Here is a 13,211-nt window from a genome sequence, read left to right as displayed (position 1 = left end):
GGGTCCTCAGGTAAGGCCGTTCGCGGCCATGAAAGTGTCAAGCTGTTGCTGTTGCGCCGATGTCAGGGGCCAGGCCGAGGGTGGGCGCGTCGGGCCGCAGTCCAGCCCCTGCGCCAAGAGCGCCGCCTTGACGCCGGTCACGTTGGTGCCGTTCAGTTCTTCGGCGCGGATGTCCTCAAACGCGCGCATCCCGGCAATCAGCCGGTTGGCCTCGGGATAATCCCCGGCGTTCAGGGCTGCGTGGATGGCCATGGACCGTTCCGGCCAGACGTTGATCAGGCCACTTGTGAAGCCACGCGCACCGACCGCGTAAAGCGGCGGCGCCCATACTTCGGCCAGCCCGCCGACCCAGGTGATGCCGGGATCGCAGGCGTTGATGGCGGCGGCGAGTTTCAGCGGGTTCGGAGTGGCCCATTTCACGCCCTTCACACCCGGAAGGGCGCACAGGTCTGCGATCGCCTGCGTGCCGATGGCATCGTTGCGCAGATAGAGCATCACCGGCATTCCGCCGCTCGCGTCGATGATGGCCTGGACATAGTCCAGCGTACCACGCGGGCTGACGAAGGGATCGGGGGGCTGGTGCACCATGAGCGCGGTTGCGCCCGCTTCGGCGGAGGCTTTGGCCAAGCGGCAGGCATCGCGCAGGCCGCGACCGACCCCCGCCAACACCGGCGCACGCCCGTCGACCAGCGCGGTCACCTCGCGCACCATCGTGCAGGCTTCGTCGGTGGTCAGCGCGTAGAACTCGCCCGTGTTGCCGTTGACGACCGGCATGTGGACCCCGGCACTCAGCGCCCGGTCGAGGATCGGCGCCAGCTTGTCCGGCGCGATGTCGCCCTTGTCATCGTAGGGTGTGACCAGAATTCCGGAAATGCCGGCCAGGGCGGTATCAAGATCATGTGTCATCAGAAGATATCCGGTTCGCCTGCCGCGGGGCCATGCTCGCGGGTCAGGTAGTCAAAATCACAGCCGGTATCGGCCTGTCCGACATGCTTGGAGAACATCCAGCCCCAGCCGCGCTGGAAACGCGGTTCCGGAGCGACCCACGCGGTGCGGCGCGCCTCCAGTTCCTCGTCGGACACCAGCATGTCCAGCGTCCGGTTCGGCAGGTCCAGCCGTACGATATCCCCGGTCTTGAGCAGGGCCAGCGGTCCGCCGACAAAGCTTTCGGGGGCGACATGCAGGACACAGGCGCCGTAGGAGGTGCCGGACATCCGCGCATCCGAGATCCGCAGCATGTCACGGTGGCCCTGCTTCAAGAGCGCCTTCGGCATCGGCAACATGCCCCATTCCGGGAATCCGGGTCCGCCCTGCGGGCCGGCGTTGCGCAGCACCATCACGTGATCCGGCGTGATATCGAGCGTTTCGTCATCCACCGCTTTCTTCATCTCGGGGTAGCTGTCGAAGACGATCGCGGGGCCTTCATGCACGTGGAACTTGGGATCGCAGGCCGCCGGTTTGATCACGGCCCCCAAGGGCGCGAGATTGCCCCGCAACACGGCGAGGGATCCCTGGTGGTAGACCGGGTTCGACAGCGGGCGGATCACGTCGTCATTGTAGACCTGCGCGGAAGAGATGTTCTCGCCCACGGTCTTGCCGTTGACGGTGATGCACGAGGTATCAAGCCGATCCTCAAGCTGTTTCGCCATCGCGAGCAGGCCACCGGCGTAGTAGAAATCCTCCATCAGGTAATCCTTGCCGGACGGGCGGATATTGGCGAGCAGCGGCGTGTCGCGCCCCAGCGCGTCGAGGTCGTCGAGCGTCAGCGACACACCGGCGCGGCGGGCCATCGCGATCAGGTGCACAACCGCGTTCGTCGAGCATCCGGTCGCCATCGCCACGATCGCCGCGTTCTTCACCGCGCTGTCGGTCACGATCTTCTCCGGTGTGAGGTCTTCCCACACCATGTCCACCACGCGGCGGCCGCATTCGCTGGCCATCCGGCTGTGGTTGGCATCGACGGCCGGGATCGACGACGCGCCGGGCAGGGTGAGCCCGAGCGAATCCGCGATGGCAGTCATCGTCGAGGCCGTGCCCATCGTCATGCAGACGCCATGGCTCCGCGCGATGCCGCCCTGAACCCCGCGCCATTCCTCTGCCGTGATGTTGCCCGCGCGACGCTCGTCCCAGTATTTCCACGCATCGGCCCCGGAACCCAGAACCTTGCCGGCATAATTGCCGCGCAGCATCGGCCCGGCAGGCAGGTAGATGAAGGGCACCCCGGCGCTCAGCGCGCCCATGATCAGCGCGGGTGTCGTCTTGTCACAACCGCCCATCAGGACGATGCCGTCGAACGGATGAGACCGGATGACCTCTTCGGTCTCCATCGCCAGCATGTTGCGATAGAGCATGGAACTGGGCTTGGTGAACTGCTCGTCCACCGACATCACTGGCATTTCGATGGGAAAACCACCGGCCTGAAGAACGCCGCGCTTCACTTCCTTGGCGCGTTCCGGAAAATGGCCGTGGCACGAGTTGATCTCGGACCAGGTGTTCAGAACGCCGATGATCGGCTTGCCGCGAAATTCCTCTTCGGCATAGCCCAGTTGCATCATCCGCGACCGGTGCCCGAAACTGCGCAGGTCATCGGGTGCGAACCAGCGCGCGCTGCGCAGGTCATCTGGGGTCTTGAGCGGCGAATCCTTCATGCTTTCCTCCCGGCAAGTTTCTTGTATTGTATGCGCATACATTTCTGGATCGTCAACGCAGTTGGCGGAAAACGGGCGAATAAAATTGTCGGGTTGACACGCGATGCAGCTTTGTGGTCAGACAATGTATGCGCATTCATCATCAGGGTGAGTCGCGTGGCGCACCCTTTGAAGCGTGTGACCCTAATGGAGCCAAACGCCGCCACCCGGCGGTTCATGGGAGGAAAACAATGCCCTTTACCCGGAGAACCCTTCTTGCCGCAGCCAGCACCGCTGCGCTGTTGATTCAACCGATCGCCGCAGCCGCGCAGGAGCTGCCACGCAATGTCCGCATGGTCATCGGTTCGACATCGACCGGCGGCGACACCTATCAGAACTCGGCGATTGTCGCAGACGCTCTGGCTGAGCATCTGGGCATCAACATCAAGGTCGATGCTGTTGGCGCGACCGAGGCGTTCAAGGCGCTTGGCCGTGACAGCCGCGGCACCACGCTGATGATCTTCCACGACCAATCCTATCTCGGGAACCTTTATGGCGTGACCGGCTATGACAACCCGTTCGAGGAGTACACCGTCGGCCAGACCGTCGCGATCAACCCGGGCAACGCCTATCTCGTGTCCTGCGACAGCCCCTACCAGTCGATGGACGACATCCTGAGCGCAGCCGAAAGCGGCGAACGCGTTCGCGTCGCCATCCAGCCGGGCGGGGTGTCCGAGATCGGTTTCTCGGCGATGAAGAACGCCGCGTCGGTCCGTGCGCCGGGCTCCGAGGAGAACATCGTCGCCGTGAACACCGGATCGCAATCCGACAAGAACCAGGCGATGTGGGACGATCTGGCCGATGTGATCAACGGCTCCATTCAGGCCAACGAGCAGTTCACCCAGCTGCCGCAGGACGACCAGAAGTGCATGCGCTTCGTCTGGATCACCGCGCGCGCCGAAACGCTTGCTCAGGCCCCGGCCGAAGGCATGGGCGACACCACACGTGACGAGCTGCTGCAATACGCGTCGCCCGAAACAAGCGTGACGCTCGACGGCGAGGAAGACTTCACCTTCGACAAGGAATTCTTCTTCCTCTACAATCCGGAGATGGACCCGGCGATCATCGAACAGATCGACACGGCCCTGACCGAGATATACGAAGCGGGTGAGATCCAGGAACGTCAGAAGGCATCCTTCTTCATTCCGAACTTCCTGCCGGCAGAAGACGCCCGTCAGCATCTGATGGACAAGCGCGACACCTATTCCGAGGTGATCGAGCAGATTTCCGGCGACAGCTGAGTGCCAACCGGCCCGGGCGACACGCGCCCGGGCCTTTGCTGTTCTTCCACGGGAGGAAAGAATGGACAGCCTGACACAGGTCACCATCGACTTCGATCGCTCGCACCTGATCTTTCCGACGCTGATCGGAAGCATCCTTGTGCTGCTGAGCCTCGCCATCATCGCCAAGCGGCGTCACAAGCTTGCCGAGGCGGGTGCCTATTGGGGGCAGATAACCGGCCACATGGACAAGCCGCGCTTCTTCGGAACGCTGGCTCTGACGGTGCTTTATTTCTCTCTGATGGTTCCCGTCGGAGATATCTGGCCCAATACCGGACTTGGCTTCCTGATCTGCTCGATCCCGTATGTCTTCGCGACAGGCGTGCTTTTCATGCATGAACGGACATTGAAACAGATGCTCGTGATGCTCGTCATTTCTGTCTTTGCACCCGCGCTGGTCTGGTGGCTCTTCACCGAGATCTTTTTCCTGACCCTTCCCTGACGGACACGCCCCATGGAATTCCTGTCGCTCATCACACCCCTGTTCCTTGCTCTCGTTGTCGGGGGCACCTTCGTCGGGATCATCTTCGGTGCCATACCGGGAATGACCGCGACAATGGCCGTGGCCGTCTGCCTTCCGCTGACGTATTCGCTTGGCCTGGAAAACGGTCTGGCGCTGCTGCTCGGTCTTTATGTCGGCGGCATCTCGGGGGGGCTTGTTCCGGCGGTCCTGCTGGGTATTCCCGGCACGCCGTCTTCGATCACGACAACGTTCGACGGCTATCCGATGGCCCAACGCGGAGAGGGCGAAAAGGCCCTGCGCATCGGGATCACGTCGTCCTTCGTCGGCGGGACCATCAGCCTGTTCGCGCTCTACTTCTTCGCCCCGACGCTTGCGGATTTCGCCATCGAATTCTCTTATGTCGAGAAGTTCCTGATCATTCTCTTTGCCCTGACCGTCATGGCCGCGCTGTCGAAAGACATGCTGATGGGCATTTTCTCGGGGTTTCTGGGGATCTTCATCGCGCTCATCGGCACATATGACATCTCCGACGGCGGCAACGGCAATCTGCGCCTCGTTCCGCCGGGCACCGAATACTGGCTGGACAGCGGCTTTTCACTTCTGCCGGTGCTGATCGGCCTGTTCGGCCTTGCCGCGATCCTCGACGAGGCCGAGCTTGGAGTGCCGAAGGGCCAAAGCCGGGAAGATGTGAAGATCGGCTCGGGATCGACATTTTCCTTCTCGGTCTTCAAGGGCCAGGCCGTCAATCTGATCCGCTCTTCGGGCATCGGCACCTTCGTGGGCATCCTTCCCGGTGTCGGTGGCTCCGCAGCGTCCATCCTCGCATATTCCAACGCCAAGACCTTCTCCAAGACGCCGGAAACCTTCGGCACGGGGGAACCCGCCGGGCTCATGGCCTCGGAATCCGGCAATAACGGCCTGACCGGTGGCGCGCTGGTGCCGCTTCTGTCGCTCGGCATTCCCGGTGACAGCACGACGGCGCTCCTGATCGGTGCGTTTACCCTTCAGGGCATCCAGGTGGGGCCGCTCTTCATCGGCAACAATCCCGAGACATGGAACGCCATGATCTTCGCCATGCTGATCGCGAATGTCGCCATGTTCGCCATGATGTACGTGGCGATCCGCTATTTCGCGCTGGTGGTGACGATCCCGAAACACGTGCTGTTTCCGATCATCCTGATGATGTGCGTGATCGGGGCCTACACGATCAACTACGGCATCATGTTCGACGTCTGGACGTTGCTGATTTTTGGCCTGTTCGGCTGGGTCGCGGTCAAGCTTGGGCTCGAGGTTGCGCCGTTCATCATCGGTTTCATCCTCGGCCCCTCGGCAGAGATCTACTTCGTGAAGAGCCTCGAAAGTTTTGGCGACCTGACAATCTTCTTCACCAAGAGCTGGATCGCCGCGGTCTTGTGGGTGCTGATCATCGGCTCCCTGATCGCATCGGTCTATATGTCAAAGCGTCAGAGAAAATTGGAAACGCGCTCGTCATAGCACTTGCGTGACGTCGGGAGGGCGTCAGAATATGCCACCGATGACACAGGAAAAGTTCAGACAGAACGGAGCGTCTTCGAAGCGCGTGACCATGGCCGCCGTGGGCCGGATGGCCGGAGTGAGCCAGGTCACCGTGTCACGGGCGTTGTCGGATCCCTCCAAGGTGTCTCCCGATGCGCTGCGCCGCATTCGCGAGGCCATCGAGGTCACCGGCTTCGTGCCCAACGCCATTGCGGGGGCGCTGGCATCGAACAAGTCGCGGCTGGTCACCGCCCTGATCCCGTCGATCACGAACATCGTCTATTCGTCCTTCGTCCGCAGTTTCAGCGAACGCATTCGAAATGCAGGGTACCAGATCCTTTTGTCCGAAACCGGTTTCGACCCGGCCGAGGAAGAAGCGCTGATTGCGGCGCATCTGTCCCGCAGGCCGGATGCCATGCTGCTGACCGGGATCCACCACACCGCACAGGCGCGCCGCCTGCTTCTGGGGGCCAATATCCCGGTGGTCGAGGTCTGGGACCTGACGAGTTCGCCCATTGATTTCTGCGTCGGGTTCAGCCACGCCGAAGCAGGTCGCAGCGTCGCCGAGTTCGCGCGCGAGAAAGGCTATGACCGGGCCGCGACCGTGACCGCCGCGGATGAACGCGCCGACCGACGGCGGGATGCATTTTCCGCCCGGTTCGAGGCACTTGGCGGGCAAAAGGTGGCCCGCGCAGATATCGGTGGGGCCGCGCGCATAGGCGCAGGGCGATCGGCGCTTCGGCGTCTGATGCAGGAACAAGGTTTCAGGCGGGGCGTGATCTTTTGCAGTTCAGACGTTCTGGCCCATGGCGTGCTCGTCGAGGCACAGGTCCGCGGACTCGACGTTCCGGGTGACATCGCCGTGATCGGTTTCGGCGATCAGGACTTCGCCGCTGACGTGTCTCCAGCGCTCACCACTGTCCGGGTTGACCGCGACGCACTGGGCACGCGCGCAGCAGAACAGGTGCTGGCGCGGCTGGATGAAAGCGACGGCATCGACGCTGTGACCGATGTCGGTTTCGAAATCCAACAGCGCGAGTCCTGCTGACCGCGCCGTCATAGGCGGGAATTCCCGCAGTGTCGCGATGAGAACGTCACGTCCGCCGCACCCCATGACCAAGAACTAGAGGCGCGGCTGCGTGAAGCCCTTGCCGAGAATCTCGCCCGTCGGCAAACCAGTCGGTGATCCACCCTGCTGCTCGACGGTGATCTCGTACAGCTGATCCACTGTCGGTGGCGGCAATTCCGGTGAGCGCAGCACCAGCGACTGGACCTGCTCGATCAAGCCGACGGAAACTGGCGGACCATCGGGGTCCGGCTTTGTCCAAACCTGCATGATCCGCCCATCCGGGATGTCGACTGCAGACAATATCGTAACTTCCGTGATGTTTTGATCATTGGTTCCGACCAACGCAAACGGAGCGCCGTCATCGTTGAACAGAACAGCCACGACCTCTGCGTCCGGTTCGTTGGCAACCATCCAACCAAGAACCGCCGAAAGCACAAGAGAGGCGGCCAAAGCGAATGCCAGCAAGGGGCGCTTGCGGTCGGATCGAGCTGTGGTGCGACTGCGCGCCCTCCCGCGCTCTGTGATCGGTGGCAAAGACGGGGTGTCGTCGATCGCGCTCAATATCCCGCGCCACAGGTCGTCGGACGGTGCCATCGGGTCGGCTGTATCATCGAGTGGAAGAAATCGATCACGGCTGCGCCCGACGTCGCGCCAGCTTTCCTCGCCGACAGCGGTCGTCGAGGTGCCTGCGGCATCTGCCATGTCGCAGAATGGCAAGCGAGTCCACGCCGGCTGCACTTGCACCATTGCCGATGGCCGTCGCGTTGTCAGTTCCGGCCATGGCGGCCTCGCCGACAGCAAGGCTGAAGTCACCCGTCGCGGCGGCGATGTGACCAAGAGCAAGGGCCCGTTCGCCTTATGCAAGAGACCGCCAGCCAAACGCGGTCGTCGCTGTTCCATCCGAGGTGCTTTCTCCGCCGATAGCCGTGGTCGACGTTCCGGTTGCCAAGGCCTGATCACCGACCGCAATTGGATCGCGCCCTGTTGCGCTCGCCCCGTTGCCAAGCGTAATCGTGCCGGTCGTGTCGGTGAGTTAAGCTAAAGACAACGTTTGCGTGCACCGCCATGTTCTGCCGATCTCGTCGTTCCGAGCCGCGGGCTGGCTGTGCACGATGATGCGCTAGCATCCAAGCCCATGTTTTGTGCACGGAGGTGAATTGGGCATAAGACCGACAGAGCTTCTCGCTTGCACGGGAACGGTGGACGCGGGAACTGCCGCGGCAGGCAATGGAGAGGGCTGCCTCCGTCTTTCAGACCCAACCCGAGTCGCGGGCGCGGGCAGCGGCTTCGCCACGCGAGGCGACCTCGAGCTTGCCGAGGATGGCCGAGACATGGTGATCGACGGTTTTTGCCGAAACGAAAAGCCGCTCTGCAATCGCGGCGTTGGACAGGCCTTCGCCGAGCAGGCCGAGAACCTGCATTTGCCGTCTTGTCAGGCCTGCTGGGTTTGCGCGCGTCGACGCCCTCGGCACGGATGGCGCGTCGACGGACACGCCGCGATCCCGCGCTTTGTCCAGGGCAGAGGCACGCAGGCGCGCTGCCCCCAGATGATCGAAGATCGCGAGCGCGCGTGTCACCGCCGCGGCGTCGCCTTCGGCCAGCGCAAGCGCCTCCCGGTAAGGGTCGGCCGCCCGCTGCCAACAGGCTGCGGCGGCTTTCCAGTCACCCATGAATTCCGCCTGATACGGTTCATGCAGGCCATTCAACCCGGCCGGTAACAAGGTCGGATCGACCCGGCGCTGCCAGGAGAGGAATTCTTCCTTGAGCATCGGGTTGATCGGGAGCGCCAGCGCTTCGTTCATCAGCGCCTGTGCGCGGTCTTTTTCTTCCAGCCCCAGCCAGGCGCGTTCGGCGATCAGGCATGCCACGTCGCAGATGTGGCGGCCATCTTCCTCATCGCCCATCAGGGCGGTGATGTCTTCGAGATGCTCGGAACCATCGCTGTCACCCCGCCGCATCGCGATGCGGGACGCGGTCAGACGCAGCATGATCGCCGGCGACGACTGCTCGAGCGGCCGGGAGAGGATGTCGAGGGCAGTCTGGAGCGCTTCGTCCCACCGACCGAGCCGGTCCAGCACATGTACCCGAAAGCCCTGATGAAAATCCGCCTGTTCAATGGTGTCGGTCTCGAAGGCTGTCGCGATCGCACTGTCGAAGAGGTCGAGAGCCTCTGCAAAACGCAGGCTGTACCAGTTGACAACGCCAGCATTGGACATGCTTCGCGTCAGGTTTATCGGGCTGCGCGCGGCCTCGGCCGCCGCGATGCTTTCCCTGTAAAGCGCATTCTTCTGCGAGCTGTCGAACAGCTCCGCCAGAGACTGAGTGCTGAGCGCGTGGCTGACGATGTCGGTCCGACCCAGCCGGCGCGCCATCTCCAACGCCCGTTGCGCGACCGGCAGGCTGGCCTCCATCTGGTAATCCGACATGGCGATCTGTGCCCGGCTGGCCAGCGCCATTGCCAGTTCCTCGGTATCCGGCCCTTCCTGCACGGCGATCGCCTCGTCGCCCAGCGTGCGGGCCTGCGCCTTCTGGCCGGCAGTCCATTTCACGCGCGACAGGCGTTGCAGGACACGGCCCCGGAGCGTTTTTTCAGAGCCGACCACGTCGAGCGCGCGCTCGAAATATCCCATTGCATCGCTCAGCCGGCTGACAAGGCGGCACGCCTCCCCGGCATCGAACAGGAGCGCAGCAAAGGCGGCTTCATCCTTCGGATCTGCGAGATCGACCGCGATGGACAGGTAATCGGCGGCCTGTCGGTTCGCCCCTGCGGCCATGGCTTCACGCCCTGCCAACGGGGCAAGACGCGCGATCTGCGCGCTGTCGGCTGCGGCGCGGGCGTGGTGCATCTGCCGCGCGTTCGGCACGCGCCCGTCCGCCTGCATCTTCGCCAGCAAGGCCGCGTTGAGCGCGCGTCGTCGCGTCGGGCGCAAAGCCGTTTCCACCGCGAGGCGAGCGATTTCGTGCCGGTATGCGACATGTTCGCCGTCGTCTTCGACAAGATCACTGTCGATCGCTGGATCAAGCGCCGCGTCACCGACACCGGCAATCTCAAGCGCCCAGTCGCGTTCCGCACGTCGCGGGAAAACGGATACAGCCTCGAGCACGTGCTGCGTATCGGGTGGCAAGCGGCCCAGCCGGTGCAACACCGTGTCCTGCACGCTGCGCAGCGCGTCGTCTTGGCCGCCGCGCAAGAGTTCCGTGACATAGAACGCGTTGCCCCCGGTGATCTTGTGCAATTCTGCCGGAGACTGGCCGCTGCCCGCCGCCAGAAGGCCTACCGCATCGGCGGAGAGCGGCTGCAAGGCGATACGGGTCGCGTCCGAGGATGTCACACCGCCCATCGCCCGGCGCAACTGCGGGCGGCCCTCCATTTCATCGTCGCGCGCGGTGACGACCATCAGGATACGGCGCGTCCGCAGGCGCCTTGCCGCGAAGCGCACGAAATCCAGCGTCGCCTCGTCCGCCCAGTGCAGATCCTCGATCAGCAGCAGCGCGGTGTCCTGAGAGCCTTCGATGGCGGTCAGCAGCGTCAGGAAGGCCGACAATCTGTCGCCCTCGTTCATCCACAACGCATCGAGATCGACCCCGGCATCCAGCGCGATGTCCCGCAGCGGGCCAAGGGGCTCGGGGATCGACAGGTCTTCGCATGCGCCGCGAAACGCTCTGGCGCCGCCCATCCGCGCCTCGAAGGCGCGCAGGAGGGTCGTCTTGCCTGCACCCGCCTCGCCGGTGACGAAGACGGTGTGACCGGTTCCCCCGTCTGCGGCGCGGGCCAGCGTCTCGAGCTGCCCAAGCGCTGCGTCGCGTTCGAGGATCGGAGTGTCCAAGACGTCGTCTCCCTATGGCATGCCTCGTCAGCGGCGGTCTTGGGAGGACCATGGCGCAAAAATGGGGAATGCCAAAACGCAAAAATAGGGAGTCTCCCCGACGCGGGCGCGCCGGCGCGCGGGTAGCTTGGTCTTCAGACAAACACACGACATCAGCAGGAGCCGACCCATGACCGACATCCACGAAACGCACACCATTCGTTCCCATGCCGCAAGCGATGCGCGCGCTGTCCTTTTCGTCGGGCTGGCAGCGGCGCAAAAGCTGGCTATGGCCATCCTTGCGCGCGTCACTCGGACTTCTTTCCAGGATCCGCGCCCTCAAGCAGAACGCGAGATACTCGTCGAAAGCCTTCGCGAGGACGCTCGGCGCAAAGTGGATCGCCTGATGATGTGAGGCGCAGAGGAACGCGCAGCCAAACGGGCTCGAACGTTTTTGCCCGGCCTGGCCATGGCCCGACCAACCCAGATGATGCACGTCGCCCGAGAGCAGGCAGCAGGTTCAACCTGCCGCCACGGTGGCCGGTCTTCGCATCCCCGGTCTCATCGCCCATGTTCACGATCCCGCCGAGGATCGGAACACTGATCTGCGCCGTCAGGTCCGCTGCGCCGCCGGCCCAAGCCTCCATTCGATCTTGGATGTAACGCTGAGGTCTTCCGCCTCAGCGAGAGAGCGCGGACCCGTGACGGACAAGCCGGTGATGCGCAGCGAGGCGCATGACAGGCTTCAACTGTCCGATCCCGACAAGTCCGCCGCTGACATGTGACTCTGCCATCCTGATCCATGCCTGACCCTGAAGGCTACCGTGGGGTGCGGCGATGGGCGAATAATCGCTGAAAAAGGTTGGAATATATCTCATGTTTATGTCCGACGCGGCCGGTTATGCCCTCGGTTTATGGACGTGGATGGCGCCTGGCTCAATTCCTGGAGGCAACACCGCATCCAGGAAAATCAACATGATCCCCGCACGCAAGACGCCCCCGGCAGATATCCTCGACTGCCCCGTCGCCGCGAAGATGCACGGTCCGGCGCGACGCCGCGTCGATATTCGCGAGACACCCGCTCTCGCGAAGATAGGCCTTCGCCCTGAACATTTTCATGTCACAACGATGAAGGTTTCGTGATGGCACAAGCTCCTGCCCAGGACCCGGTTTCCGCCCTGTCACCCGGACCGGCGAAAGGCGCGCTCCGCCGCGTTGTCCTCTATTCACATGACACGCTCGGCTTCGGGCATCTTCGGCGCAACCTGATGCTGGCTCAAAGGCTCAAGGCGATGTCTCCCGTACCCGAAGTTCTTCTTGTCGCTGGAACAAGCGAAGCAGGCGCCTTCGACCTGCCGGCCGGTGTAGACCTGATCACCTTGCCGGCCTATGCAAAGCAATCCTGCGGGACCTACCGGGCGCGTCGCCTGTCGATGGCACTGGCTGAACTGCGCGATCTGCGCGCGGGGATCATAAAGGCGGCGGTCAAGAATTTTCGCCCCGATCTCTTCATCGCCGACAACGCCCCGCTTGGCGCCCAGGGAGAGCTGGAGCCCGCGTTGCGCTGGATGTCGAAAGAACCGGCCATCACCCGTGTGCTCGGTCTGCGCGATGTGCTGGACGACCGCCGGTCCGTCCGCGCGCAATGGACCCGCGAGCGCAATGTCGAGGCGGTCAACGCGTTCTACGATCATGTCTGGGTCTATGGCGACCCACGGGTCTGCGACCCGGTATCGGACTCTGGCATGTCGGATGCGATCCGGGCGCGGGTCAGTCATACCGGCTACCTCTTGCGTCCTGTGCCCCCGGCCTCCCCGCCCCATGGGACGCCCTACGTCCTTTGCACGGTCGGTGGCGGCCGTGACGGCGCGGCGCTGCTCGAGACCTTCGTCGCCGCGCCCTTGCCGGAAGGAATGCGCGGGATCGCCGTGACCGGAAGCCAGCTCGATGACGGGTTGCGCGCAAGGATCGAGGCCGTGGCCGCCGCGCGTCCCGAACTGGAGATCCGACGGTTCGTTCCCGACCTGATGCCGCTTCTGGCCGGGGCCGAACGCGTCGTCGCCATGGGCGGGTACAATACGGTCTGCGAGGTGCTGCAACTTGGAAAGCCCGCGTTGATCGTGCCGCGCGTGCGACCGCGCAAGGAACAGTTGGTCCGCGCGGAACGCTTCGCCGCCCTCGGTCTGATCGACATGCTACACCCCGACCGGCTGGATGCGGCCAGGCTCGCGGCCTGGATGTCGCAACCACTCACCCCCCCGATGCAGGGACGCCTTGATACCGATGGACTCGACCGGTTCGCTGCATTCGCCGCCGCCGCGCTCGCCGCTCGTCCGGGCACGCTTGCCCGTGCCGCAGCCTGAGCGCTTCCCCAACCCTCTCCGAAAGGCT

13 protein-coding genes and 1 pseudogene are annotated in these 13,211 nt (G+C 63.6%); 7 read left to right on the top strand and 7 right to left on the bottom strand.

Going from position 1 to position 13,211, the window contains the following annotated elements; translation table 11 throughout:
- Positions 1-6: 6 nt before the first annotated feature.
- On the bottom strand, positions 7-906 hold the full coding sequence (locus LCF60_RS11735) for a dihydrodipicolinate synthase family protein (RefSeq protein ID WP_292291971.1): 900 nt from the start codon (positions 904-906) through the stop codon (positions 7-9).
- Positions 906-2,648 carry an L-arabinonate dehydratase gene (araD, locus tag LCF60_RS11730; RefSeq protein WP_292291970.1) on the bottom strand — a complete coding sequence of 581 codons (1,743 nt, stop codon included), beginning with the start codon at positions 2,646-2,648 and terminating at the stop codon, positions 906-908. The genes LCF60_RS11735 and araD overlap by 1 nt, the downstream gene beginning before the upstream one ends.
- A gap of 230 nt (positions 2,649-2,878) precedes the next feature.
- Between araD and LCF60_RS11725 the strand changes: the two genes are divergently transcribed.
- The 4 genes from LCF60_RS11725 (at position 2,879) to LCF60_RS11710 (ending at position 6,993) form a co-directional block, all read left to right on the top strand.
- The gene (locus LCF60_RS11725; protein ID WP_292291968.1) at positions 2,879-3,928 is read left to right on the top strand and encodes a hypothetical protein; all 1,050 of its coding nucleotides are present in this window, start codon (positions 2,879-2,881) and stop codon (positions 3,926-3,928) included.
- A gap of 61 nt (positions 3,929-3,989) precedes the next feature.
- Complete coding sequence (locus tag LCF60_RS11720) at positions 3,990-4,409, top strand: tripartite tricarboxylate transporter TctB family protein (RefSeq protein ID WP_292291966.1); 420 nt, start codon at positions 3,990-3,992, stop codon at positions 4,407-4,409.
- 12 nt (positions 4,410-4,421) lie between these two features.
- Positions 4,422-5,924, top strand: a complete 1,503-nt coding sequence (locus LCF60_RS11715) for a tripartite tricarboxylate transporter permease (RefSeq protein WP_292291964.1) — start codon at positions 4,422-4,424, stop codon at positions 5,922-5,924.
- Between the two features lie 31 nt (positions 5,925-5,955).
- Positions 5,956-6,993, top strand: a complete 1,038-nt coding sequence (locus LCF60_RS11710) for a LacI family DNA-binding transcriptional regulator (protein WP_292291963.1) — start codon at positions 5,956-5,958, stop codon at positions 6,991-6,993.
- Between the two features lie 75 nt (positions 6,994-7,068).
- Here LCF60_RS11710 and LCF60_RS11705 read toward each other — a convergent pair whose 3' ends face one another.
- The 4 genes and pseudogenes from LCF60_RS11705 to LCF60_RS11700 all read right to left on the bottom strand — a co-directional run bounded on the left by LCF60_RS11705 (position 7,069) and on the right by LCF60_RS11700 (position 10,841).
- The gene (locus LCF60_RS11705) at positions 7,069-7,608 is read right to left on the bottom strand and encodes an anti-sigma factor (protein WP_292291961.1); all 540 of its coding nucleotides are present in this window, start codon (positions 7,606-7,608) and stop codon (positions 7,069-7,071) included.
- 34 nt (positions 7,609-7,642) lie between these two features.
- A pseudogene (locus tag LCF60_RS24610) lies at positions 7,643-7,864 on the bottom strand (hypothetical protein); the annotation flags it as partial.
- Between the two features lie 6 nt (positions 7,865-7,870).
- On the bottom strand, positions 7,871-7,984 hold the full coding sequence (locus LCF60_RS24605) for a hypothetical protein (protein ID WP_363318406.1): 114 nt from the start codon (positions 7,982-7,984) through the stop codon (positions 7,871-7,873).
- A gap of 280 nt (positions 7,985-8,264) precedes the next feature.
- Entirely contained in the window at positions 8,265-10,841 is a 2,577-nt protein-coding gene (locus LCF60_RS11700; RefSeq protein WP_292291960.1) for an AAA family ATPase, read from the bottom strand.
- Positions 10,842-11,010: 169 nt separating this feature from the next.
- Here LCF60_RS11700 and LCF60_RS11695 point away from each other — a divergent pair, with 169 nt between their 5' ends.
- On the top strand, positions 11,011-11,235 hold the full coding sequence (locus LCF60_RS11695) for a hypothetical protein (RefSeq protein WP_292291958.1): 225 nt from the start codon (positions 11,011-11,013) through the stop codon (positions 11,233-11,235).
- A 265-nt stretch (positions 11,236-11,500) separates the two neighbouring features.
- On the opposite strand, the gene LCF60_RS11690 is transcribed toward LCF60_RS11695, so the two are convergent.
- On the bottom strand, positions 11,501-11,698 hold the full coding sequence (locus LCF60_RS11690) for a hypothetical protein (RefSeq protein WP_292291956.1): 198 nt from the start codon (positions 11,696-11,698) through the stop codon (positions 11,501-11,503).
- On the opposite strand from LCF60_RS11690, the gene LCF60_RS11685 reads away from it, so the two are divergent.
- On the top strand, positions 11,697-11,963 hold the full coding sequence (locus LCF60_RS11685) for a hypothetical protein (protein ID WP_292291954.1): 267 nt from the start codon (positions 11,697-11,699) through the stop codon (positions 11,961-11,963). The genes LCF60_RS11690 and LCF60_RS11685 overlap by 2 nt on opposite strands.
- Positions 11,963-13,183 (top strand): glycosyltransferase, encoded by a 1,221-nt coding sequence (locus LCF60_RS11680; protein WP_292291952.1) that lies wholly within the window; start codon positions 11,963-11,965, stop codon positions 13,181-13,183. Before LCF60_RS11685 ends, LCF60_RS11680 begins: the two co-directional genes overlap by 1 nt.
- Positions 13,184-13,211 lie beyond the last annotated feature (28 nt).

The organism is Marivita sp., assembly GCF_020055635.1.
Lineage (GTDB): Bacteria > Pseudomonadota > Alphaproteobacteria > Rhodobacterales > Rhodobacteraceae > Marivita.
The sequence above is the reverse complement of the archived record's forward strand: the minus strand, read 5'-3'. Positions and strand labels throughout refer to the sequence as shown.